The following is a 21309-nucleotide window of genomic DNA, read 5'->3' on the forward strand; positions in this document are numbered from 1 at the left end:
TCACGCGGGCTTTCTATACGAATTCAAGGACGTCCTGAACACGCAGCAGATAGTCAATACGGATATCGATCATGTTCGAAGACACCCATCTGAATCGCATCAAAGCGGAAATAGCCGACAGCTTCGATGAGGAGCTGGAAATGCAGATCGAAGAGGAGCGGCTGGACGACCTCGTTGCAGAGGGCATGTCCGGACCTGCACTGCCGACGCTGGAGCGCCGGGTCTATTTCCGAGAACTGTTCCGTCTCCAGCATGAGCTGGTGAAGCTGCAGGACTGGGTGCAGCACAAAAAGCTCAAGGTCGTCGTGTTGTTCGAGGGGCGCGATTCCGCCGGCAAGGGCGGTGCCATCAAGCGCGTGACCCAGCGCCTCAATCCGCGTGTCTGCCGCGTCGTTGCCCTTCCGGCACCGACCGAGCGCGAGCGCAGTCAGTGGTATTTCCAGCGTTACGTCTCGCAGCTGCCGACGGCCGGCGAAATGGTGCTGTTCGACCGCTCCTGGTACAACCGGGCGGGCGTGGAGCGCGTCATGGGCTTCTGCACGCCGGACGAGCTGGAGGAATTCTTCCGCTCGGTGCCGGAATTCGAGCGCATGCTGGTACGCTCCGGCATCATCCTCATCAAATACTGGTTCTCGATCACCGACGACGAGCAGGAATTCCGCTTCCGCATGCGCATCCATGATCCGCTGAAGCAGTGGAAGCTCTCGCCAATGGACCTGGAAAGCCGGGTCCATTGGGAAGATTACACCAAGGCCAAGGAAGAGATGCTGGCGCGCACCCACATTTCCGAAGCGCCATGGTGGATCGTCGAGGCCGTCGACAAGAAGCGGGCACGGCTCAACTGCATCGCCCATCTTCTGGCGCAGGTGCCTTACGAGGACGTGCCGAAGCCACCGATCGACCTGCCGCAGCGTGTTCGCAACGACGACTATATCCGCCAGCCGCCGCCGGACGAGATGTACGTTCCGGATGTCTATTGACGCTGGGCGCGCATGTGAACCTGCTGGAGCAGCTGGACAGAGAACACCCGCCGGGCCTCGTTGGCGCCTGGCGGGGCACTGCCGACGGCCGGGTGAAGCTCATCGCACCGGTGCAGATCGACGAGGCCCTTGCTGCTGAAGACGGCTGGGTCTGGCTGCATGTCGATCTGGTCGATCAACGCATGCAGGGCTGGCTCACCGGCCGATGCACGTTGCCTGTCGCCGCACGCGCCGTTCTCGACGGGCACGATGAAAGCCTGGTTCTCGGCCATGAGGCCGGCACGACGCATGGTGTCGTCGTCGATTTGCAGCAGGACATGGAGCGCACGTCCACTGCGGTCGGTCGGCTGCATTTCGCGGTGACCGACCGGCTTCTCGTCACCGCGCGGCGACATCCGCTGGCGGCCGTGGACAGGGTGCGGCGCTCCTTTGCCGAAGGTTTTTGCCCGGCGACGGCTTACGAGCTTTTCGAGGCTATCGTCGCGGCGTTCTGCAAGAACACCAATCTTCGGCTGAAGGAAGCGGCATCTCTTCTCGATGCGGTGGAGGATCGACTTGTCACCGAGCGGCTGAGCGACGAGCGTCGCAGCCTCAAGGAAATCAGGCGCTTGGCCGTCTCGCTGCACCGGCCCGTTGGCGGAATGGTGGCGCTGTTCGAGGAAGAGGACCGCGACGGCTGGATGTTGTCGGAAACGGCGCACGCCACGCTGCAGCGGCTGTCGATCCGGCTTGAAAGACTGGATCGCGAGATCGTCATGCTCAACGATCGCGCGCGCCTTCTGCAGGAGGAAATGGCGGCGGAACTGGCGGACGAGTCCAACCGCAGCCTGAAGGCGATGGCTGTCATGAGCGCCTTGCTGTTGCCCGGCACGCTGGTTGTCGGTGTCTTCGGCATGAACACCGCCGGCTTGCCGTTCAGCCACGGTGAATCCGGCTTCGGCTGGGCGGTGATGCTCGGCGTAGCTGCCACCGCGCTCTTCTATTGGCTGTTGCGGCGGGCCGGCGTCAGCCTGCGTTTTTAAATGCCAACATTCGGCCGGTCGATGATTTCGCGTAGCGCGAAGCTCGAATTGATCTTCACCACATGGGGCAGGGCAGACAGCCAGTCGCGGTGAATGCGCTCGTAGTCCTCGAGATCCTTGGCGGCGACGCGCAGGATATAGTCGTATTCACCCGACATCAGGTAGCAGACCAGCACATTCGGGCAGAGTTTCACCGCCGATTCGAACTCGTTGAGTGTCTTGGCGAACTGGCCGGAGAGCGAGATGTGCACGATGGCGATCATCTTGTAGTCGAGCGCCTTGGGCGAGACGCGGGCGTAGTAGCCGTTGATGACGCCGCTTTTTTCGAGAATGTCGAGGCGACGCGAACAGGCCGACGGCGACAGGCCGACACGCTCGGCAAGGTCTGCATTCGAGATTCGGCCGTTCTGCTGAACTGCCTTCAAGATCGCAGCATCAATTGCATCTCGTTGCGCCATTCGAATATCCTTCGAAATTTCTGCTGATATTCGCTGAATATTCGAAAATCGCGTGTTTCGCAAACCGGCTTTGCAAGGACATTGCACGTCTCCTCTGCTTCCATGGTGCTCCCCGCCGAAAGCGGGGCAAAGAGACGGGAACAGGACTGTGAAAGGAACGCGAATGCGTGTCGGTTGTCCGAAGGAAATCAAGAATCACGAATACCGGGTGGGTTTGACGCCAGGGGCCGTGCGTGAATATGTGGCCCACGGTCACGAGGTCATCGTCGAGACCAAGGCCGGTGCCGGCATCGGCGCGGATGATGACAGCTACCGCGCCGCCGGCGCAAAGATTGTTGCCACTGCCGCGGACATCTTCCAGAAGTCCGACATGGTGGTGAAGGTCAAGGAGCCGCAGCCCTCCGAATGGGCGCAGCTGCGTGACGGACAAATTCTCTACACCTATCTGCATCTTGCGCCCGATCCGGAGCAGACCAAGGGCCTGCTCGCCTCCGGCGTGACGGCGATCGCCTATGAGACGGTAACGGACGAACGTGGTGGTCTGCCGCTTCTGGCACCGATGTCCGAGGTGGCTGGGCGTCTCTCCATCCAGGCGGGCGCCACGGCACTCCAGAAGGCCAATGGCGGCCGTGGTATCCTGCTCGGCGGCGTGCCGGGAGTGCTGCCGGCCAAGGTGGCCATCATCGGTGGCGGCGTCGTCGGCCTGCATGCAGCGCGGATGGCCGCCGGCCTCGGCGCGGATGTCTCCATCCTCGATCGTTCGATCCCGCGTCTGCGTCAGCTTGACGATATTTTTGGCGGCCGCATCCACACGCGCTACTCGACGATCGACGCGCTGGAAGAGGAAGTTTTCGCGGCCGATCTCGTCATCGGCGCCGTGCTGATCCCCGGTGCCGCGGCACCGAAGCTGGTCACCCGCGAAATGCTCTCCGGCATGAAGAAAGGCGCCGTTATCGTCGATGTCGCCATCGACCAGGGCGGCTGCTTCGAGACCTCGCATGCGACGACCCATTCCGACCCGACCTACGAGGTCGATGGCGTGGTGCACTATTGCGTTGCCAACATGCCGGGTGCCGTACCAGTCACCTCTGCCCATGCGTTGAACAACGCGACGCTGCACTACGGCCTCCAGCTTGCCGACAAGGGCCTGAAGGCGATTGCCGAGGACCGTCATCTGCGCGCAGGCCTCAACGTACACAGAGGGCGCGTGACGAACCGGCCGGTCGCCGAGGCGCTCGGCTACGAGTCCTACGCGCCCGAGGCGGTGCTGAACGTCGCCTGAGTGATCAGTATGCAGACAGAAGGCCCGGAGCGATCCGGGCCTTTTTCATGCGCGCTCGACGCGGCACTGATAGCAATTGTTGCGCGCGGAGCGGATGTGCAGATACGCGACATCCGCGCGAGCCAGCAGGCTCGCCGCGTAGGCGGGAATCTCTGCATTCGCAACCACCGCGCCGGTGCCGTAGAGGATGCGGTTTCCTTCGGAATAGCCGCGCACGATGTAGTCGCGGCTGGTCAGCATTGGCGGCATGGCGTCCGATGGCGGATGGGCATCGCAGGGTTCGGCATGGAGGAAGATCGGTCCGGTTTCCGCATAGGGCTGGAGTGCCGGGAAGGGGCGGTGGGCGAGAATGAAGTAGGGTTCCCCCGCTCCGACGAGCCGCAGGCAGTGGCGGCAGGGCACACCGTCGCCGTCGGAGATATGGCGCTCCGGCGTCATGCCATAGGCATCGTTGCCGCCGCTCCAGCAAGCGGTGGCGGTTTCTGTCGGTAGGGGCAGGAAGCGGATGGACATGACGCTGACTCCATTTGTCGTGCCGTGACGATCCATCGTTTTGTGGCGCTGCGACACCCGTTTCTTGCCGCCCTAAGCAAAACCGCCGGCACGAAGGCCGGCGGCGAAGGATTGGCTGGCGGGACTACCGCACGAACTCGTCGATGCGGCGGAGCGTGACGCGGCGGTTGCGCCATTCCTCGTTCTGGGTCGGCACGAGCAGGTATTCCTCGCCATAGCCGACCGTTTCCAGCGCGCGCGACGGGATGCCGAATTCCTGCACGAGAACCCATTTCAGCGATGCGGCGCGACGTTCGGACAGAACCTGGTTGGAGGCGGCGGAGCCGACGGCGTCCGTGTGGCCCTCAATGAGGAAGACGGCGCGGCGGCGACGGCTGAGGATTTTTTCCATGGCGCGGGCGATCTGGCGCACTTTGCGATATTCCGAGCGCGGGATGTCCGCCGAGGCAAAGGCGAAGTTGATCGACTGGATATCGATCGAAGGCGCGGTGCGGCGCAGGTCCGCCCGGCGCTTGAACTCGCGCACGGTGACGCGTTCGTTCTCCGGCATGCGGCGGGCGGGTGCTGCGTCGAGGCGGCGCAGGATCATGTCTTCGGACGGCGTTTCCTGCGCAAGCGCGAGGCCGGAAAGGGCCGGAGTGGCGAGGGCGGCGGCAAACGCGGTCAGAAAGGCGCGGCGTTGCATGGCGATATTTCCTTCTCGTTTCGTCATTCGTGCGGAAACTGCCACGAACGATCTGAAGGAAACATGAACCGGCGGTTGGGTGCCGTTCAGACTGTTTAACGGCCCTCGGCAGGCAGCAGGCAGTCGCGCTTGGCCAGGTCCAGCAATTCGGCATCGGAGAGGGGAACGACCTCCGCATCCCGCGTGCCGACCGGCGAGAAGCCGAACATCTGATAGAGCTGGAGGGCGCGAGGATGGTCGAGATCGTTCGTCGTGACCGTCACGCACTTCGGCCCGAGCGCCCAGGCGGCATAGAGGGTCTGGAGCAGGAACCACTTGCCGATGCCGAGACCGAGCGCCCGTTCGAGCAGGCCGAAATGCGAAAGCTCGATGACGTCCCCATCGACCTGCAGCAGTTCGAAGAAGCCGGCCGGCGCGCCGTTGACGTACAGCACGGTGACGCTGTTGCGCTTGTCGTTGAGTTTTTTCGCCAAGGTCTCGTCATTCATCCGCAGCCGGTCGACCCAGTGCCAGCGGCTGCCGACCTGCCGGTAGAGGAAGCGGTAGAAGGCGAGCGGGATTTCCGGCGCGCTGAGGATGGCGGTATGCACGTTGACCGGCACCGGCAGGCTCTGTTTCGGCGGGCTCGTCATTTCAAGCGCGGTGATGTGCACCTGGATCGGTGTCGGCTGGACTTTCTTCGCCATCAGTCTTTTCCCGTCACGACCGGCGTATCGTCCCGGCCACCCCATTGCGACCAGGAGCCGTCATAGAGCGTGTTGTTTTCATGGCCGAGCGACGCGAGTGCGAGTGTGATGATCGCAGCCGTGATACCCGAGCCGCAGCTTGTCACGACCGGCTTGGAAAGGTCTATCCCCGAATCCTCGAAATGCTGGCGCAGGCTTGTTAGGTCCTTGAACTTGCCGTCGACGGAGAAGGTGCCGGAGGGCATGCTCTTCGCGCCCGGCATATGACCGGAGCGCATGCCGGCGCGCGGCTCGGCTTCCTCGCCGGTGAAACGGCCTGCACCCCGGGCATCGGCAATCTGCTTGGACTTGGTCGAGACGACGCCGCGCATTTCCTCGAACGAGGTGACGGCATAGGGATTGAAATTGGTGTGGAAGACGGCGGGTGCCGGTTCTGGCAGGTCGGTCTCGAGCGGCCGACCGTCCTTCTTCCAGCCGTCGATGCCGCCATCCATGACGTAGACGTTCTTCGCTCCCATGGTGCGGAACAGCCACCAGACACGCGGCGCGGTGAAAATGCCGGGGCCGTCATAGACGACGATGGTATCGGTCTCGGAAATGCCGAGCTTGCCGACTTCCGTGGCAAAGAAGGCCGGCGAGGGCACGGTGTGCGGTAGCGGGCTGGAATGGTCGGCGATCACGTCCTGGTCGAATAGAACCGCACCCGGAATGTGGCCGCTCGCATATTCGGCCGCACCGTTGCGGTTCTGCGCGGGAAGATACCAGGAGGCGTCGACGATGCGGAACTCCGGTGCGCCAAGCTGCTTTTCCACCCAATCCGCCGAGACGACGAACTTGCTCTTGTCGTTGGACATGGTCTTCTCCTCAAAGCAATTCCAGCAAAAGTGCGCAGCGGTTTTGCGTGCCGCGAATTGCGCAATACAAATGGCTTTAGCCTTCGGAACCGGGCGCCCCGAAACGGATGCGGAACCGGCGGTTCTCCTTGCCCTTCTTCTCGATCTTGGCGATGTGGATGGCGCCGACCTCCTGCGTTTCGGACACATGCGTACCGCCGCAGGGCTGGCTGTCGATGGACGAGTTCTCACCGATGCAGACGAGGCTGACCCGACCGAGACCCATCGGTGGGCGCACGTTCTTCGATTTCACGATGCCGGGATTGGCGGCAAGCTCTTCGTCGGTGATCCATTGCACGAAGATCGGGTGGTTTTCCGCGACGAGCTTCATCAGCCTCGCCGTCACCTCGTCCCTGTCGATGGTTTCCGTCATGTCGAAATCGACACGGCTGTCGTCCTCGCCAACGGCAGCGCCGGTGATCGGGAAGGGGCAGACGACGGAGAGCAGGTGGCAGGCGGTGTGCATGCGCATCAGCTTGTAGCGCCGCACCCAGTCGATATGGGCGACGACGATCTCGCCGACGATCGGCGAGGTCTCGCCTTCCAGCGGACGATGAATGACGATTTCCTTGGTGGCGCCCGTCACGGCCGGGCCGAGGGTTATACGGCTGCCGTCGGCGCGCTCAAGAAAACCCGTGTCGCCCGGCTGGCCGCCGGATGTCGCGTAGAAACAGGTCTGGTCGAGCTCGATGCCGCCGTCTTCGTGCACCGCAGTCACCACCGCCTCGTTTGTCGAAAGATAAAAATCGTCGCGAAAGAGGGCAGTGGTGGGTAGGGACATGAGACCTATTCGACCGGCTGATAAGGGACTTTGATCCCCGATTTCGCCTTCAGCCAGCCTGGAACCGGCAGGCCCTTCGAATCGAGGAAGTCCGCGTTGAAGAGTTTGGACTGATAGCGGTTAGCATAGTCGCAGAGGATCGTCACGATCGTGTGGCCGGGGCCGAGGTCCTTCGCCAGACGGATCGCGCCGGCAATGTTGATGCCCGATGAGCCGCCGACGGCAATGCCTTCGTTCTCGATAAGGTCAAAGACCAGCGGAACGGCCTCGGAATCCGGGATGTTATAGGAATAGTCCGGCGTAAAACCTTCCAGATTCGCCGTGATGCGGCCCTGGCCGATGCCTTCGGTAATCGAGCTGCCGGCGGACTTCAGTTCGCCATGGGCATAATAATTGTAGAGCGCTGCGCCATCGGGATCGGCAAGGGCGATCTTGATGTTGGGATTTTTGGCCCGCAGGCCCGCTGCAACGCCGGCCAGGGTGCCGCCGGAGCCGACGGCGGAGACGAAACCGTCCACCTTGCCATCCGTATCGCGCCAGATTTCCGGGGCAGTGGTCTCGATATGGGCATCGCGGTTGGCGACGTTGTCGAACTGGTTTGCCCAGATCGCGCCGTTCGGTTCCGTCTTGGCGAGTTGCTCGGCCAGACGGCCGGAGAGCTTTACGTAGTTGTTCGGGCTCTTGTAGGGAACGGCAGGCACTTCGACGAGCTCCGCGCCGAGCAGGCGCAGCGCGTCCTTCTTTTCCTGGCTCTGGGTTTCCGGAATGACGATGACGGTGCGGTAGCCGAGCGCCTGGGCGACGAGGGCCAGCCCGATGCCCGTATTCCCGGCCGTGCCCTCGACGATGACGCCGCCAGGACGGAGCGCGCCAGAGCGTTCCGCAGCCCGGATGATAAAGAGTGCCGCACGGTCCTTGACCGACTGGCCGGGGTTCAAGAATTCCGCCTTGCCGAGGATTTCGCAGCCCGTCGCCTCCGAGGCGCCCTTGAGGCGGATCAGCGGCGTATTGCCGATTGCATCCAGAACGGACGGGAGAATGGACATGGGGACGAGCCTCGTTTTATGTGCCTAGAGTAGGAAGCGTCTTTTCGGCCGGCAAGCGTTGCTTTGCAAGAAATCGTGTTTCTCGAGAGGGGCCTTAGATAGGGATTTTTTCTACCATGACATGTCAGGCGAGGGGGCGTGTGTAAACCACCTGCCGAACATCGATGTTCCTTGCCCGAAAACCTGCCTCGCAATAGTAGAAATAGAATTCCCAGAGCTTTCGAAAACGCTCGTCGAAACCGAGGGGAACGATACGCTCCCACGCCCCCCAGAAGCGGTGACGCCATTCGGCAAGGGTGCGGGCATAGTCCTGGCCGAATCCGATATCCGACGCGGTCGACAAGCCGAACTCGCGGCCGAGCGACGACAGGTGCTCGCGCGTCGGCAGCATGCCGCCGGGGAAAACGTATCTCTGGATGAAATCCGGGTTCGCCCGGTATTCGGCATAGGCTTCCTGAAGAATGGTGATGATCTGCAGGCCGGCGCGCCCGCCGGGTTTCAGGCATTCGTGCAGTTTTGAAAAATAGGCCGGCCAGTATTTTTCGCCCACCGCCTCGAACATCTCGATAGAGACGATGCGGTCATAGGTGCCGGTTTCGTCGCGATAATCCTGGAATTTTAGTTCGACGCGGTCGGCGAGGTTGGCTTTCGCCATGCGCTCGCGCGCAAAGGCCAGTTGCTCGCGGCTGATCGTCAGGCCGGTAACCTTGCAGCCGATCTCGCTTGCGGCGAATTCGGCAAAGCCGCCCCAGCCGCAGCCAATTTCCAGCACATGATCATTCGGGCCGATCCCGGTTGCGTCCGCGAGCGCGCGGTATTTCGCCACCTGCGCGGAGGTGAGATCGTTGGCACCGTGTGAATAGAGCGCCGACGAATAGGTCATCGTGGGATCGAGCCATTCCGAATAGAAGGCGTTTCCGAGATCGTAGTGGGCGGAAATGTTGCGTTGGGCGCCGCGCTTGGTGTTGGCATTCAGCCAGTGGCGGAATTTCTCGAAGAGGAGGAAAAGGCCGCGCGGGCCGTTGGTATAGTTGCGCACGACATTCGTGTTGACGAGGATGAGTTCCAGGAAAGCGCCGGCATCCGGGCTTTCCCAGTCGCCGTCGATATAGCTCTCTCCAACGCCGAGTGCGCCCTCGCTGACGGCGCGGTGCAGGAGGCTCCAATTGTGCAATTTGACGACAGCATGCGGGCCGGGCGCCTTGCCGCCGATCACGAAGGTTTGTCCCGTGGGCACAGTCATGGAAAGCAGACCGGTTTCGAGGCCGAGAAGGCCGCGCAACACCATCTGCGCGCGAAACGGCAGTCCTTTCGTCCTCTCCGCGAAATTGGCTCCAGTGAGGATATCGCGGTCGGAATGTGCCTTTTCTGAACTCATTTCAGTCGTCATCGATTGCCCCTCTGCCAACCCGACGTAACGGAAAGCTAGCGCCAATATTTCCGAACGCCAAGACGTGAATCATGACAGTCCGGATCAAAAAGTTGCGGGAGGCGGCCGCAAAAGGGCCGGCCTTTAACGGCCTGTTAGCAAACATGGTTAATTTTGCGTCTATGCGTGCGGCGCCGGGAACGAAGTTTCTTCTGGCCGTTCGAGCGGAAACTGGAGGTACCATGATGTTTTTCGGGCTTTTTCACGCCACCCCGACCGGCGACGACGATATCGCCACCGGCACCTACGCAGACGGGGTGGTCGGAACGCTGCCGAACGACCCCTCCGCCCGCCCGCGCGATCGCAGCCAGTCCTTCCGTCGCACGGCCTATGACCGGGATTACGGCGCGGTGCGGGTTGCTGGCCAGGCAGGCGCCGGCATGGTGCCCTGACCGGCGAAACGCCGGGAACAAAGTGTTACCCGGCGTGTTTCTCTCCTCGTGCGAATGGAGGAGCCCGCCATGACCCATCACGTCGACGACCGCCAGTTTAGCCCGCGGGAGACCCGCAGCGTTCTTGATGTTGCCGAGCACTGCCGCAAGAACGGGCTCGACAAAGCGGAAGAACGCAAGCTCCTTCTCCTTTTCGGTCGCTTCGCCAGCCGCCATGAGCTGCAGATGAACATAAAGCCACCGCCGCAGAATTTCAGATAGAAGTATTGGACGAACGGGATCAGTCATCCGCCGAAAGCGGGTGAGGGGACGTCGGTGAGACTGACCTGCGGTCCTCTCGGTCATGCGGCGCGTACATATTGTAGCGACGTGCCGCATCTTCCCGTCCGCCACGGTTTCGGGGCCCATGGCGTCAAAGGATAACGTCACCGGCTTTGAAGTTGATTCAAATTTGAAGGCGAAGGGATCCGCGCCTCACCGGCATGTGTCGCGCCGAAGGAACAAAAAAGCCCCATCGACGACCGGCCAAAGCGCAAGCGGTGAGTACGGTTCATCAACCTCGTCAACCCGCACTCATATCTGCACCCTGAACCATGTAACGCTGGTTACACCTGCATGTTGGGCGCTGTTGGTAACCAGTCGTTCCAACCTCACCGAGGGTTTTGGCGCCAACGCCACTCTCGCCGCCACAGGGACAACCAACAATGCCGGTTCGGCCGCAGATTATTTTCGATGTCGTCACCAAGACGGTGGCTATTGTGTTCGGTGACGAGATCCTGACGCTCCATGGTCCATTCCCCACCCGCACGGCTGCGATGGCGGCTGCAATGGACGAGTGTGCAATTCGGGGGTGGCTTGGCGGTTCGGCTGACGAGGCGGCACTCGCGGCGAAGGCCAAATCCTAGCTCGCGCCCCTCGTGCGCATGCCGGTGACCCTAGCGCGCCCTTGTCGCTAGATCTTTGCCAGGAGGTTGTCGCAGAACCAGGAGGCGAGAATTATGACCCAGCGGTTCGATGAACTTTTCATTCCACGCGGCGAGCATCAGCAGGTGGTTGCGTACGACAAGAAGCTCGTGGTGCCATGTATCGGAAAATGTGGACGATGCAGTGCGAGGCGACTGCGCCGCCCGTCGAGAAGAGCTGCGATCGCACTACGAAGCCAAGTCCGCAACACACGTGGCCGGCAGACCGGCCAGCAGATTTATGCAACGTGGTGAGAACCGATTTTCGCCTGCGGCGCCCTTTGGGTGAATAGCGCGCTGGCGTCAGTGCAGACGCATCTGCTCAAGCGGCTCTGACCGCATAAGGATCGCTGATGTATACATCTAGCGCGAGGAGGCCGGAACAACCGTCCTTCAATTGCGTTCGGGCTGCACTAACCAATGGAGCCCTGTCATGAACCGCATCATCTACATCGTCGGTCTGGTCGTCGTCGTTCTCGTTATCCTGTCCTTCCTGGGGCTGCGATGAGCATCATGATCGACGAACGCGAGAGACGCATCAAGCAACGCGCCTTCGAGCTCTGGCAGCGAGAGGGCTCTTTGGACGGCCGGTCGCTTGGCCATTGGCTGCAGGCGGAACGGGAAATCGAGGAAGAAGCGGATGAGGTGGTGGCAGAGGACGCGCCGAATCCAAATGGTCTGAGCAGATACGCCAATCCGAGCCGATAGGCGGAACTAATCATCCATTGTGGAAAAGCGGATTGGGCAAAGAAATTAGGAGCCGGCTCAATCAAGAACCGGCTCCTAAAATAAAATCAGCGTGTTAGCTGAAGAATTTGGCTCCCCGGGCCGGATTCGAACCGGCGACCTGTCGATTAACAGTCGAATGCTCTACCGCTGAGCTACCAGGGATCATCCGCTCGCTGCGGAATGAGCGCGTAATACAAATGCCTGATCGATTTGCCAAGCGATTTTTGACAAAAAAATGCACAAAGCTTGATTGATTGTGGAGAAGTCTCCACTTGGACAGCGGGCAAACCTTGGAAAATCAGGCTTTACAGCAGAATGAGCGGTTAATGAGCACGCGAAAAAACAATATGCATTTCGGCATCGATCCTCGTACGCGGGAGATCGTGATCGGCACTTTCCGTTTGAAACTGCCGGAATCGCGCTGGCTGCGCACCACGATCGGTGTGCTGCTTGTCTGCGGCGGTGTACTCGGCTTCCTTCCCGTCTTGGGATTCTGGATGGTTCCGCTTGGTCTTCTCGTTCTTTCTCACGATTCCCATGTCGTGCGTCGCCAGCGCCGCCGCTTCTCCGTCTGGTGGGCCACGCGCAAGATGCGTCGCAACGCGCGCTGACCGCCGCCATTCTTGCACGGGTATCCCGGACCTGATCTAACCGCCCGGCAGCATTTTTGGGTGAGGGGAATCGATGGGACTTTTGGCGAAGGGTATCGTGGTGGGGTTCGGTGCCACGGTGCTGATGGATGTCTGGGCGATCATTCTCTGGAAGGCATTTGGCCAGGCCCGGCCGAACTGGGCAGCGGTCGGCCGCTGGTTCTGGCATTTGAAGAACGGCGTCATTTTTCACGACGACATCGGCAAGGCGCAGCCCTACGCCCATGAACTGGCGCTCGGCTGGGTCAGCCACTATGCCGTCGGCATTCTCTATGGTGTCGTTCTGGCGCTGATCGTGGGTGAAGGCTGGTTTGCTACGCCGACCTTCCTGCCAGCCTGGATACTCGGCATCGTCACGGTGGGTGCCGGCTGGTTCCTGTTGCAGCCCGGCCTCGGCATCGGCGTGGCAGCCTCGAAGCTGCCGAACGCCAACAAGGTGCGCTTGCTCAACTTGGTCTCGCACACGGTCTTTGCGCTCGGTCTCTTCGGCACGGCGTTGCTGATGCGCTGATCGCCAGGCACGAAAACGCCACCACGGGGCGGTGGTGGCGTCTGTCTCATCCTATCGGGTCGCATTCACGCCAAGAATGATACCGGTGGCGATGCTCATCAGAAGATAGCTGTTGTCGACCTTTACCCACTGTTCGCCGCGTGCCGGCTTGCGCAGGCCATGACGGTGATAGTGGCGCACTGCTGGCCGGCGTTTCCAGTCGGAGACGCGCTCACCCTGACGCCAGTGATGGCGCTTGTCTGTATCGCGCTTCTTCCAGGAAGAGGAATAGCCGGACTTGCGGTCATGACTATAGGTCTGGGCTTGTGCCATAGGCGCCGCAGTGAAGGAGAGCGCGATAGCTGCCAGAAGGGTTTTAGCGAAGAGTTTCATTGGTGGTTCCTCGTTGTTGATACGAGGAGCCTAGGGGCGTCTCGATGAACCGCAACTGAATAAAAAATTACAATTTTGTAATGAAAACAGCATGTTAATATATCGCGCCGGAGGCGCAGAGGCGGCCCGATGGGCCGCCTTGTTCCTTTCGCAGTACCGGCTGCTTTATCGATTGTACATGCCCGTCACGCGTACGGCGACCTGCTGGTGGTTCGGGTGCAGGCCGATATATTCGTACTGCACACCCCAGCTTTCGACGAATTCCTTGAAGGCTTTGAACTCGTGCAGTTCCCAGCCCGGATAATTGAAATACTCGTCGAACAGGATGATCGTGCCGGGCACGATACGCTCCCGCATCTGCGTGAAGATCGTCTGGGTGGAGCTGTAGAGATCGCAGTCGACGTGGATCAACGAGGCCGGGCCTGGATGGTCGTCGAGGAACTTCGGCAGGGTCCTGTCGAACCAGCCGACGATCAGTTCCACATTCGGTGCCACTGCCGGCAGGTCCTGGCGCGCGAAGGCACCCTTCTGGTAGCCGTCGCGCCAATATTCCGGCAGGCCCTCGAAACTGTCGAAGCCATAGACAGGGCCTGGCTTGTTCTGGGCGATGCGATTGATCGAGCGGCCGGAGAAGACGCCGAACTCGACGACGAAGCCTTCGACGGTCGCCTGCGAGCAGGCATAGTCGATGAGCGCGCCAGCACTGTCGGTGCGTTTTGCGCCGATCATGCGGGTGTAGAGATATTGGGAGGATGAAATGCCGGCGGCGAGCTTGGCGATCACATCAAGGTTGAACGCATCACCCTGCGGGCGCGCAATGACCTGATAGACGGCAGACAGAAGCGCCTGCGCCATGGCCTGTTGGTCGGTATTCGGTTCGGTCATCGGACGGCTTTCCAAGAGATCGGGAAGGACAAGACTCACGCATTTCGCGCGAAGATCACCTTGATGCCATCGGCTTGCCCCAAGCCTGCGGCGGCTCTGACGCTCGCGCCTGAATACGTCCATGGGCAAAGCCTGCCGTGAAGGCAGGGCCCGGAGAAAATGACCGTAACGTGTGGATTTGTTTGGAAAATTGGAGGCCTCGCCCGGAATCGAACAGGGGGCGAGGATTTTCAGGCTTTCACCACTAATTGTTTTTGTTGATAGATTTCGCCTTGTGTCGCAACCATGTTGCACTCAGGTCAGTAGAGCAGTGGCGGCATCCGCCAGTTCGCTGCCATCATCGGCCCTCGGAAACAGGTGGCCGTACACGTCCACGGTCATCACGATGGATGCGTGACCTAGGCGTTCCTGCACCATCTTGGCAGGCAAGCCGAGACCGCCATCTTCCTTCCGATTGATCAGCCAACTCGCATAGAAATGGTGAAGGGCATGAAGAACCGAATCCCGGCGTCGGCGGCTATGCGGTCTACATCGACGATGTCGAGTTCAAGTTCGCCTATGCAGGAGATCCGGAGACCACGAACAACGCGATGGAGCTTACCGCGATGCTGCGGGCGATCGGCGCGGCCGGCCGGCTCGACATGGTGCCGGCGCCGGACGTCATCAAGATATGGGGCGATTCCGCCTATGACGTGAACGGCTGCAATGAATGGTTGGAGGGCTGGAAGGCCAACGGCTGGAACAGGAAGAAGCCGAACAGCCCGAACCGCGTGGCCGCTGAGATCAAGAACCTCGAGCAAAGCTCCGCCGCCAAGCGAAGGCAATGCGCTGCGGAGTGCCGACGAGCGATGTGTTGCTGGTTCTGCTGTCGGTGAAATTTAACGTCGTAGAGGCTGGTAAAGCGATCAAGGCGGGAGAAGCAGCATGACATTCACTGATTGGACGGCGAAGGCGGTCGAGGATCGGGTTCTCGAAATGGCCGATACGTTGAGGAAGGTTCCTGCTGTCGGCGACCCGAAGGTGTACGGTAGCGCCATGCCTGAGCCGGTGAGGCGATTCAGCGATGCGTATGGCGGCAGAGCGGCCCGCTATCGTGAAACGGCCTCAGCGGGCGAACTGGGGCGAATGGAGAAGTGCTTCGACTGGACCGCTCTTCCTTCGCAGTCCGACCGAGAGTTTCTGTATGCCTGGTCATGGGTGAAGGTGCGCACCGGCCTGACAATTTGGGCCTTCGCGAAGAAAAACGACATGAGCGAAAGCACTTTGCGCCGAGCTGTAAAGGCTATCCGCTAGCGGATAGGCTAAACCAAAATAGGCAAATTCGGCGTGTGGCCCCGATTGTGTCGTGACGGAAAATGAGCGATTCATCGCATCAACAACGGTAACGTCCGAGAAATGCGCCACGGACTGGCGAGCATTGGACGCGAGGCCGCAGATCGACCCTGCTCTGCCGAAACGCCGAGTACTCGACCCCCGGAACCTCCGGGTGCGGCATTCAGAGAAGAATCGGAGCCTCGGAGCGCGGTAGGAGTGCAGCAGGCAGGACAAACGGTAAGTCGCGTCGCTCACAATCCGGAAGTGCCGAGGTAGGGGGATTACTTCCCGATGTTCGCGCGGACCCAAGCAGTGACAGCTTCGTGCAGTTTCACGCCCGCCCAATCGCTCGAAGGTTTGATTTCACAGACGAAAAGCCCGTCGTTGCCGCCGATCAGTGCCCTGAGCATTTCGCGGATTGTCAGGGCATCGCCATTCAGGTTTCCAATCCACAACGATTCCAAGGGCCGGACACAGTTCCATTCGCTCAACTGCTTGGTCAGCGCATCATAGTTCTTGGCCGTCCGGGGGTCGTAGCTAATCATATAGGCGGGCATGGCGCACTCCTTTTTAGCTTCAACGGATCGACGACGACTTCTATTCTCCGCCAACATAGATCGGGATAACAGTTTGGAATGGCGGCGCTGAAGGGAGCGCAGACGTGATGAGCAATCTCCCTGCATGCGGGTGGGACCGGTGTGCGGCAGGACCGTGGCTGGTAATATCGCTGGAGCCGTTTGTTCACTGTCCAAAAGGCGTGGTCGATGTGTCGGCTCGTGAACTGTTCGTTGACTGTTCCCGAAAAGTTAGCATCCAGAAATATAGTGCAGTGGTGCCCCCGGTGTGCCACCCGATGGTGGGGCCTTTGCGCTAGCAATACGCAGTGTCGACAATAGGAGCATGCTTGGGGGCACTTCAGCAGTTCATTCACCATTCATATGCGGCGTCGTACGTCCGTCTTCTCAGCTCAATTGCGGGCTGTTTTTGGGAGAAGACATTTGTTTAAGCTTGCCTCTGTTTTGATTGCTGCTGGGATACTCACTGTTGGCGCAGGCGCTGCCAATGCTCAAACAGTTGGGGACTGGGTGCTCGGCAACTACCAAGGTGCCGGGTACTGGTTCCCCGGTATCGTCGACAAGGTTTCCGGTAACAAGGTTACGATTCGCTATGACGACGGCGACAGGGAAACGGTCTCGCTCAGCGAGGTGCGGCCCTACGACTGGATGATCGGCACTAAGGTCGAATGCAATTATAAGAATGCCGGCGAGTGGTACTCGGGCAAGATCGCCTCTCTCGCTGGCGAGAAGATCGGCATCGCTTACGACGATGGCGACAAGGAGACGACCAAGACCGGTCGCTGCCGCACCAGATAAGCTAGCAACGATCGTAGACAAATCAGCCCGTCGCCTCACCGCGGCGGGTTTTTCGTTTCACCCCAGCAGAAAGGAACCAGCATGCGCATGACCCGAAGTCTGATCTATGCCGGCCTTGCCGTTGCGGTAATGGCCTTCGCCATCTCGGCGCCCGCCGTCGCGGCCACACCCACCGACCCGGGCATCTACAAAGCCGTCAAGGCCTCGATCGAGGCGCCGGCAATCCTCCAGGTCTATGACGATCACGTCGCGCTGACCTGCGAAGCGCCGGCTACCATCGTGGCCCGTGCCGGCGGCCGAAGTTCCGTCGCGCCGTCCGGTCTGACCGTTGCCAGCACGCCCGTCGCCGTCGATGCCTACATGCTCATCGACCCTGACATTCGCTGCTGAACCCGGCAGAGGAGGCGCCCCGCGTAGGCGACGCCTCCTCACTACAGAGCCGGATTAGAGCGTTTTGCTAAGTTCTTCGCTGCAAAGAGTCGCAAGCGCGGAATTTGGCGTATCCGTACCAAGTGGGGTTGCCCACCCGGCCTTTTCCACGACACCCCGTCGGCTGTAGCCGGAGGCAGCTTTCACTTCCGCAAGCACTTGGGTCGCCGCGGGATCGGATTTGGATTTCTCAATGCAGTAAGGCACCAATGCCGTTGCGATGCCGGAACTGGTTTCTGAAGCTGCGGCCTTTGCTGAAGTTGCGCCAGTGACCCATCCGCCCCACGAGAAGCCGATAATAGCCAATGCGATTGCTCCGATGCCTGCTCCATACAGGCCCGGTTTAGTCCATGTTGGAATATCCAAAGTTGTTCCGCCTTGATATTGGCCCGCATGATTGCAAGCGAGTGGACGGTAACACCAAAAGAAAATTCAATGGCACGGAAAGTGACTCCGTAGAAAATTCATATTGTGGAGTGCGACATGATTATAGGCCGGAAGAAATTACTTTCTTTTGGACGGCGGGTTAGCTCATGCTAGTCCAGAAAAGTGCTCGGCATGAGAAGTTCGCGCAGCGTTGATCCGAAAGCAAGCCACTGGCGCGTGTCATATCCTGGCGCGCGTCGGTAGACCGTAGGGCCGGAACACCCTACGGCCAACAGTCATCACCCGGTTAACCGCCCATCTGAGCGACACGGTTCGCCATCCAGCCTATGTAGGCCGTGCGGGTCATGGCCCGGCGCTTCGCCTCGCCGTCGATGAATGCCAGCGTTCCCTCTTCCAGAAAGAGGTTGATGCGAACCGGCTTTCCACCAGGGCGAATAAGCGGGACAGCGGTCAATGTCGCGCCGGCCGGAACCTCGACGGCTTCGAGCGGTGAGGGGCGCGCCAACTGCGTTCCGAGTTCATCGCAGCTCCGGGCATAGTCCCGCAGAGAGTCTTCAGCATTCAATAGCGCCGCGTCGATGGTCTCACCCATCGCCACGACGCCATCCAGATCGGGGAACGCGACGCCATAGGCGCCGGCCTCCCCGTCGATTAATGCAGGATATCTGAACATTCCGGCCCTCCTTGGCACTCTTTCATAGGTAGGCGTTGAGAAACACTTGACGCGCTGATCATGAGATTGGGGAGGGCTATACAGCCACCCCCTTTCCTCGCGATTGATCTGGCAACCCCTGAGGTGACTTCCTTGTGCCTTGGCACTTGTGTGTCTCCCTTTTCAGGGTGGCGGTAGACATCGTGGTTTCCGCCGTGTCGCTCCAATCGCCATCCGTCTTACTTTAGACGTTTGATGATCTTTGCCGTGTTTGTCTTCATCACCTATCCGTTGTTTCTATGAGTAGATATATGCTCATGCTTGAGGTGGCCTTCAAAAGGAAATGAGTAAATATTTGCGCATTCCTGCTCCTTCTTACGGATAGGCTAAGCACCATCCGCCCGATGCCCTCAAGCAATCTCGAAAAGGAGCCCGTCATGATCGGAATGAACCTTCGTTGCCCCATCACCGGTATCACCGGCACCGTAGACGCCCAGGTCGTCCAGCCTGACGGCAAGGGCCTAGCCCGCATCTGCGATCACTGGCTGGGTACTGACGGCCTGGTCCCGACATAACCCGGCAGATCCCGCAATCTCGATAGGAGTACGACCGATGACCATCCGTCGTCCGAATCCGGATAAGCTCATCGTCGGCCCGAATGACGTCGTCGACTTCGGCGGTGCCGTTGCCGGTGCTTCATCATCGTCGTCGTTGAAGCTACCAAACCTCGCCTGCGGTCTATGCCTGGGATGCGGCAACGGAAGAGCAGGATGTTGCCATTGAGGAGTGGGACCCGGAAGTCGGCGCCGTCAAGGTGCCGGGCGTAATCTCGCTTTCCAGCGATGCTTCCACGGTCATCATCACCGGTGGCGTTTCCCTTGCCCGCGTCCGCTTTCATTTCGATCCATCCCTTTCGTCGGCGGTCATCTCCTATGAATGGCAGTATCGAAAGGGTGCCGACCTCTGGCAGACTGGCGGGTTGATCGATGCCGAGATGTTGGACGGCGGCGGTGACGTTTTCGGCTTTCTCCTGCCGGTCGAAGTCGGATCGTCGTACACGATCGGGGTCAGGGCGGTGTCGCCGGTTGGCGCCTCGGAATGGGTGGAATCCCTGCCCATCACCGCGTCGGCGGGCACGTATGCGGCCGGACCGCCTACGCCTGTCAGTGCGATCGGCGGGGCCGGCCAGATATCGGTGACATTCAAGGCTCCGAATGTCGGCGCCTATAACGCCATGGAAATATGGGTGCGACCGTCAACAATTCAGGAGCCGCTTCCCTGTTGTTCGGGCCTGTTTACGGCTCTGCAAACGCCGTCGTGACGGAAATCCAGACCGGCCTCGGCTCTGCCGTCACGCGCTACTACTTCGCTCGTTCGATAGACCGGAACGGCAATCCATCGCCCTTCAGCACATCGTTCAGCGCCACCACAACCTGACATTCAAAATCCGGAGAAAACCATGGCTCTCACTCCCTATGTTCTGCCGGTTGTAACCGGTGGAGACGGTAAGAAGCGCGCCCGCAAGGATCAGCACGAGGCGGCGATCAATGGCGCGATCTCCGAACTGAAAACCGTTGTCGATGGCAAAGTTAACAATGAGATCGGCTCGGGGGCGTGTGCTCGGCCGATCTTCCGCTGGTATCGGACCGGTCGGCTCCCTCGTTGTGACAGGCGGACTGGAAGCGGCGTCGGGTGATCTCCGTATAGCCAACGAAGGAGTGACCGCGCCAAAACTTGGCTCTGGTTCCGTCTTGAACAACAAGATGGCCGATGTGCCAACGAGCACATTCAAGGGGCGGATTGCGGGCGACACTGGACCGCCGGCGGATTTGATGGTCGCGCAGATGAAGACCGCGCTTGGCATCGCAACGCTTGAGTCCGGCCTCAGCAACGAGATAACGGATCGGACTAATGCAGACACTGCGGAAGCCAGTGCGCGCGTCGCCTCGCCAGCGTGACGTGATTACAGAGACGTATGCCTTGGCATCACCCCGGCAGGCGACATTCTCGCCATCTACACGGACCTGCCAGTTGGCGGTGGTGCCACTCCAGTTCGCCGGATGCGATCGAAGGACAGTGGGCGAACCTGGCAAACGCAATCGGTCATTTACACCCATTCCAGTACTGGCGCGCGAGCGTACGGGCGCATCAAAGTCGTGCCTGGCGACGGCAAATCGCGTCTGGCGTTCACGATGTATCGCAGTGACACGAATGACGTGCGCCTCTGGCTTTCGGACGACATGGGCGACACTTGGGCAATGGGTGCGGCGATCTTCTCCGGCAGCGCCGAAAACGAGACCAAGGTCGCCTTCTGGGGCAATAGCGGCGTTGCCGTTGGCCGCAAGAATTCGGCCGGCATGTCTGTTGCCGTCACTCAGAACTACGGCTCAACCTTGGTAAAGCTCGCCGACGTGCTGGACAGCGTCACGGCTGACGTTGCGCCTACCCTCGACATTGTCCGGGATCCATACGGCACGGTCCGGGTCGTCTTGGGCGTCTGCAGCCGTGCAAACGACACCTTGCGCTGGTTCTCCGGTACCCTCAAGGACGTGCTCGCCAATGGTGGCGATGGGTTCGATTCATATTTCGACAGCGCCACTGATATGGCCGCCACAAGTGGTTACCATGTGCCCCAGCGCCTCCCCAGTGGCGAATTCGCGGTGTTTGAAGTGAGAGAAGACAATTCCGGCGGATGCGTGCCTCGGCTCAGGCGAATGCAGCTCGAAAAGTCGATAATGCTTGCGCGCAAGTGGACGCCGCGGCTTGTGAGCAGGAGCACGATGAGCGCCCTCGGAAACGAAGCGACCTATAGCTCGCAGTTTGGACGCTATGACCGACTGGGGGATCTCATCCGGTTCGAGGGATACCTCCAGATCGC

32 protein-coding genes, 1 tRNA gene and 1 pseudogene are annotated in these 21309 nt (G+C 60.4%); 18 read left to right on the forward strand and 16 right to left on the reverse strand.

Annotated features, from left to right (window positions below; all coding sequences use genetic code 11):
• Window positions 1–71 precede the first annotated feature (71 nt).
• Both ppk2 and ACT6VE_RS04480 read left to right on the forward strand, forming a co-directional pair.
• Window positions 72–980: a polyphosphate kinase 2 gene (gene ppk2, locus ACT6VE_RS04475; RefSeq protein WP_444797392.1), complete on the forward strand. Its 909-nt coding sequence runs from the start codon at window positions 72–74 to the stop codon at window positions 978–980.
• Complete coding sequence (locus tag ACT6VE_RS04480) at window positions 977–2002, forward strand: CorA family divalent cation transporter (RefSeq protein ID WP_444797393.1); 1026 nt, start codon at window positions 977–979, stop codon at window positions 2000–2002. The genes ppk2 and ACT6VE_RS04480 overlap by 4 nt, the downstream gene beginning before the upstream one ends.
• Here the strand turns inward: ACT6VE_RS04480 and ACT6VE_RS04485 are convergent.
• On the reverse strand, window positions 1999–2460 hold the full coding sequence (locus tag ACT6VE_RS04485; RefSeq protein ID WP_069058597.1) for an Lrp/AsnC family transcriptional regulator: 462 nt from the start codon (window positions 2458–2460) through the stop codon (window positions 1999–2001). The genes ACT6VE_RS04480 and ACT6VE_RS04485 overlap by 4 nt on opposite strands.
• 163 nt (window positions 2461–2623) lie before the next feature.
• Between ACT6VE_RS04485 and ald the strand changes: the two genes are divergently transcribed.
• Window positions 2624–3742, forward strand: a complete 1119-nt coding sequence (gene ald, locus ACT6VE_RS04490) for an alanine dehydrogenase (RefSeq protein WP_444797394.1) — start codon at window positions 2624–2626, stop codon at window positions 3740–3742.
• 45 nt (window positions 3743–3787) lie between these two features.
• Here ald and ACT6VE_RS04495 read toward each other — a convergent pair whose 3' ends face one another.
• From ACT6VE_RS04495 to ACT6VE_RS04525, 7 genes are all read right to left on the reverse strand, one after another.
• The gene (locus ACT6VE_RS04495; RefSeq protein ID WP_444797395.1) at window positions 3788–4255 is read right to left on the reverse strand and encodes a DUF1203 domain-containing protein; all 468 of its coding nucleotides are present in this window, start codon (window positions 4253–4255) and stop codon (window positions 3788–3790) included.
• 124 nt (window positions 4256–4379) lie between these two features.
• The gene (locus ACT6VE_RS04500; protein WP_444797396.1) at window positions 4380–4940 is read right to left on the reverse strand and encodes an OmpA family protein; all 561 of its coding nucleotides are present in this window, start codon (window positions 4938–4940) and stop codon (window positions 4380–4382) included.
• Between the two features lie 95 nt (window positions 4941–5035).
• A complete protein-coding gene (locus ACT6VE_RS04505) occupies window positions 5036–5626 on the reverse strand; it encodes a GNAT family N-acetyltransferase (RefSeq protein ID WP_444797397.1) in 591 nt (196 codons plus the stop codon).
• Complete coding sequence (gene sseA, locus ACT6VE_RS04510; RefSeq protein ID WP_444797398.1) at window positions 5626–6480, reverse strand: 3-mercaptopyruvate sulfurtransferase; 855 nt, start codon at window positions 6478–6480, stop codon at window positions 5626–5628. Before sseA ends, ACT6VE_RS04505 begins: the two co-directional genes overlap by 1 nt.
• Before the next feature lie 76 nt (window positions 6481–6556).
• Window positions 6557–7300, reverse strand: a complete 744-nt coding sequence (locus tag ACT6VE_RS04515; RefSeq protein ID WP_444797399.1) for an alanyl-tRNA editing protein — start codon at window positions 7298–7300, stop codon at window positions 6557–6559.
• 5 nt (window positions 7301–7305) lie between these two features.
• On the reverse strand, window positions 7306–8346 hold the full coding sequence (locus ACT6VE_RS04520; RefSeq protein ID WP_444797400.1) for a cysteine synthase A: 1041 nt from the start codon (window positions 8344–8346) through the stop codon (window positions 7306–7308).
• Between the two features lie 124 nt (window positions 8347–8470).
• The gene (locus ACT6VE_RS04525) at window positions 8471–9736 is read right to left on the reverse strand and encodes a class I SAM-dependent methyltransferase (protein ID WP_444797401.1); all 1266 of its coding nucleotides are present in this window, start codon (window positions 9734–9736) and stop codon (window positions 8471–8473) included.
• A gap of 221 nt (window positions 9737–9957) precedes the next feature.
• Between ACT6VE_RS04525 and ACT6VE_RS04530 the strand changes: the two genes are divergently transcribed.
• The 4 genes from ACT6VE_RS04530 to ACT6VE_RS04545 all read left to right on the forward strand — a co-directional run bounded on the left by ACT6VE_RS04530 (window position 9958) and on the right by ACT6VE_RS04545 (window position 11837).
• Window positions 9958–10167 (forward strand): hypothetical protein, encoded by a 210-nt coding sequence (locus ACT6VE_RS04530; protein ID WP_444797402.1) that lies wholly within the window; start codon window positions 9958–9960, stop codon window positions 10165–10167.
• Between the two features lie 69 nt (window positions 10168–10236).
• The gene (locus ACT6VE_RS04535) at window positions 10237–10428 is read left to right on the forward strand and encodes a hypothetical protein (protein WP_444797403.1); all 192 of its coding nucleotides are present in this window, start codon (window positions 10237–10239) and stop codon (window positions 10426–10428) included.
• 443 nt (window positions 10429–10871) lie between these two features.
• A complete protein-coding gene (locus ACT6VE_RS04540) occupies window positions 10872–11072 on the forward strand; it encodes a hypothetical protein (RefSeq protein WP_444797404.1) in 201 nt (66 codons plus the stop codon).
• A 561-nt stretch (window positions 11073–11633) separates the two neighbouring features.
• Complete coding sequence (locus tag ACT6VE_RS04545; RefSeq protein ID WP_444797405.1) at window positions 11634–11837, forward strand: DUF2934 domain-containing protein; 204 nt, start codon at window positions 11634–11636, stop codon at window positions 11835–11837.
• 108 nt (window positions 11838–11945) lie between these two features.
• Here the strand turns inward: ACT6VE_RS04545 and ACT6VE_RS04550 are convergent.
• A tRNA-Asn gene (locus ACT6VE_RS04550) sits at window positions 11946–12020 on the reverse strand.
• A 164-nt stretch (window positions 12021–12184) separates the two neighbouring features.
• Between ACT6VE_RS04550 and ACT6VE_RS04555 the strand changes: the two genes are divergently transcribed.
• Together ACT6VE_RS04555 and ACT6VE_RS04560 are read left to right on the forward strand one after the other, a co-directional pair.
• Window positions 12185–12469 carry a hypothetical protein gene (locus ACT6VE_RS04555; protein ID WP_444797457.1) on the forward strand — a complete coding sequence of 95 codons (285 nt, stop codon included), beginning with the start codon at window positions 12185–12187 and terminating at the stop codon, window positions 12467–12469.
• A 73-nt stretch (window positions 12470–12542) separates the two neighbouring features.
• Window positions 12543–13019, forward strand: coding sequence for a DUF2938 domain-containing protein (locus ACT6VE_RS04560; RefSeq protein ID WP_444797406.1), 477 nt, complete (start codon window positions 12543–12545; stop codon window positions 13017–13019).
• 51 nt (window positions 13020–13070) lie between these two features.
• Here the strand turns inward: ACT6VE_RS04560 and ACT6VE_RS04565 are convergent, their stop codons facing one another.
• The 3 genes and pseudogenes from ACT6VE_RS04565 to ACT6VE_RS04575 all read right to left on the reverse strand — a co-directional run.
• A complete protein-coding gene (locus ACT6VE_RS04565; protein WP_444797407.1) occupies window positions 13071–13391 on the reverse strand; it encodes an RcnB family protein in 321 nt (106 codons plus the stop codon).
• A 165-nt stretch (window positions 13392–13556) separates the two neighbouring features.
• Window positions 13557–14276 carry a class I SAM-dependent methyltransferase gene (locus ACT6VE_RS04570; protein WP_083242830.1) on the reverse strand — a complete coding sequence of 240 codons (720 nt, stop codon included), beginning with the start codon at window positions 14274–14276 and terminating at the stop codon, window positions 13557–13559.
• 294 nt (window positions 14277–14570) lie between these two features.
• Window positions 14571–14771 (reverse strand): annotated as a pseudogene (locus tag ACT6VE_RS04575) (site-specific integrase); the annotation flags it as partial.
• Window positions 14772–14806: 35 nt separating this feature from the next.
• Between ACT6VE_RS04575 and ACT6VE_RS04580 the strand changes: the two are divergent.
• Together ACT6VE_RS04580 and ACT6VE_RS04585 are read left to right on the forward strand one after the other, a co-directional pair.
• Window positions 14807–15151 (forward strand): RNase H family protein, encoded by a 345-nt coding sequence (locus ACT6VE_RS04580; protein ID WP_444797458.1) that lies wholly within the window; start codon window positions 14807–14809, stop codon window positions 15149–15151.
• Between the two features lie 49 nt (window positions 15152–15200).
• On the forward strand, window positions 15201–15569 hold the full coding sequence (locus ACT6VE_RS04585) for a DUF6362 family protein (protein WP_444797408.1): 369 nt from the start codon (window positions 15201–15203) through the stop codon (window positions 15567–15569).
• A gap of 302 nt (window positions 15570–15871) precedes the next feature.
• Here the strand turns inward: ACT6VE_RS04585 and ACT6VE_RS04590 are convergent, their stop codons facing one another.
• Window positions 15872–16147, reverse strand: coding sequence for a hypothetical protein (locus tag ACT6VE_RS04590; RefSeq protein ID WP_444797409.1), 276 nt, complete (start codon window positions 16145–16147; stop codon window positions 15872–15874).
• A 441-nt stretch (window positions 16148–16588) separates the two neighbouring features.
• Here ACT6VE_RS04590 and ACT6VE_RS04595 point away from each other — a divergent pair, with 441 nt between their 5' ends.
• Window positions 16589–16963 (forward strand): tudor domain-containing protein, encoded by a 375-nt coding sequence (locus tag ACT6VE_RS04595; RefSeq protein ID WP_444797410.1) that lies wholly within the window; start codon window positions 16589–16591, stop codon window positions 16961–16963.
• A gap of 81 nt (window positions 16964–17044) precedes the next feature.
• Entirely contained in the window at window positions 17045–17353 is a 309-nt protein-coding gene (locus ACT6VE_RS04600; protein WP_444797411.1) for a hypothetical protein, read from the forward strand.
• Between the two features lie 54 nt (window positions 17354–17407).
• Here ACT6VE_RS04600 and ACT6VE_RS04605 read toward each other — a convergent pair whose 3' ends face one another.
• The 3 genes from ACT6VE_RS04605 to ACT6VE_RS04615 all read right to left on the reverse strand — a co-directional run bounded on the left by ACT6VE_RS04605 (window position 17408) and on the right by ACT6VE_RS04615 (window position 18658).
• Window positions 17408–17698 carry a hypothetical protein gene (locus ACT6VE_RS04605; protein WP_444797412.1) on the reverse strand — a complete coding sequence of 97 codons (291 nt, stop codon included), beginning with the start codon at window positions 17696–17698 and terminating at the stop codon, window positions 17408–17410.
• 367 nt (window positions 17699–18065) lie between these two features.
• A complete protein-coding gene (locus ACT6VE_RS04610; RefSeq protein ID WP_444797413.1) occupies window positions 18066–18452 on the reverse strand; it encodes a type II toxin-antitoxin system HicB family antitoxin in 387 nt (128 codons plus the stop codon).
• Window positions 18431–18658: a hypothetical protein gene (locus ACT6VE_RS04615; protein WP_444797414.1), complete on the reverse strand. Its 228-nt coding sequence runs from the start codon at window positions 18656–18658 to the stop codon at window positions 18431–18433. The genes ACT6VE_RS04610 and ACT6VE_RS04615 overlap by 22 nt, the downstream gene beginning before the upstream one ends.
• A 210-nt stretch (window positions 18659–18868) precedes the next feature.
• On the opposite strand from ACT6VE_RS04615, the gene ACT6VE_RS04620 reads away from it, so the two are divergent.
• From ACT6VE_RS04620 to ACT6VE_RS04640, 5 genes are all read left to right on the forward strand, one after another.
• Window positions 18869–19006 carry a hypothetical protein gene (locus ACT6VE_RS04620; protein ID WP_444797415.1) on the forward strand — a complete coding sequence of 46 codons (138 nt, stop codon included), beginning with the start codon at window positions 18869–18871 and terminating at the stop codon, window positions 19004–19006.
• A gap of 239 nt (window positions 19007–19245) precedes the next feature.
• Entirely contained in the window at window positions 19246–19752 is a 507-nt protein-coding gene (locus ACT6VE_RS04625) for a hypothetical protein (RefSeq protein ID WP_444797416.1), read from the forward strand.
• A gap of 138 nt (window positions 19753–19890) precedes the next feature.
• Window positions 19891–20127 carry a hypothetical protein gene (locus tag ACT6VE_RS04630; RefSeq protein ID WP_444797417.1) on the forward strand — a complete coding sequence of 79 codons (237 nt, stop codon included), beginning with the start codon at window positions 19891–19893 and terminating at the stop codon, window positions 20125–20127.
• Between the two features lie 55 nt (window positions 20128–20182).
• Window positions 20183–20389, forward strand: a complete 207-nt coding sequence (locus tag ACT6VE_RS04635) for a hypothetical protein (protein WP_444797418.1) — start codon at window positions 20183–20185, stop codon at window positions 20387–20389.
• Window positions 20390–20491: 102 nt separating this feature from the next.
• Window positions 20492–21309: sialidase family protein (locus ACT6VE_RS04640; RefSeq protein ID WP_444797419.1), on the forward strand; the 818-nt coding region annotated here is incomplete at its 3' end.

Source organism: Shinella sp. (assembly GCF_052438155.1).
Taxonomy (GTDB): Bacteria; Pseudomonadota; Alphaproteobacteria; order Rhizobiales; family Rhizobiaceae; genus Shinella.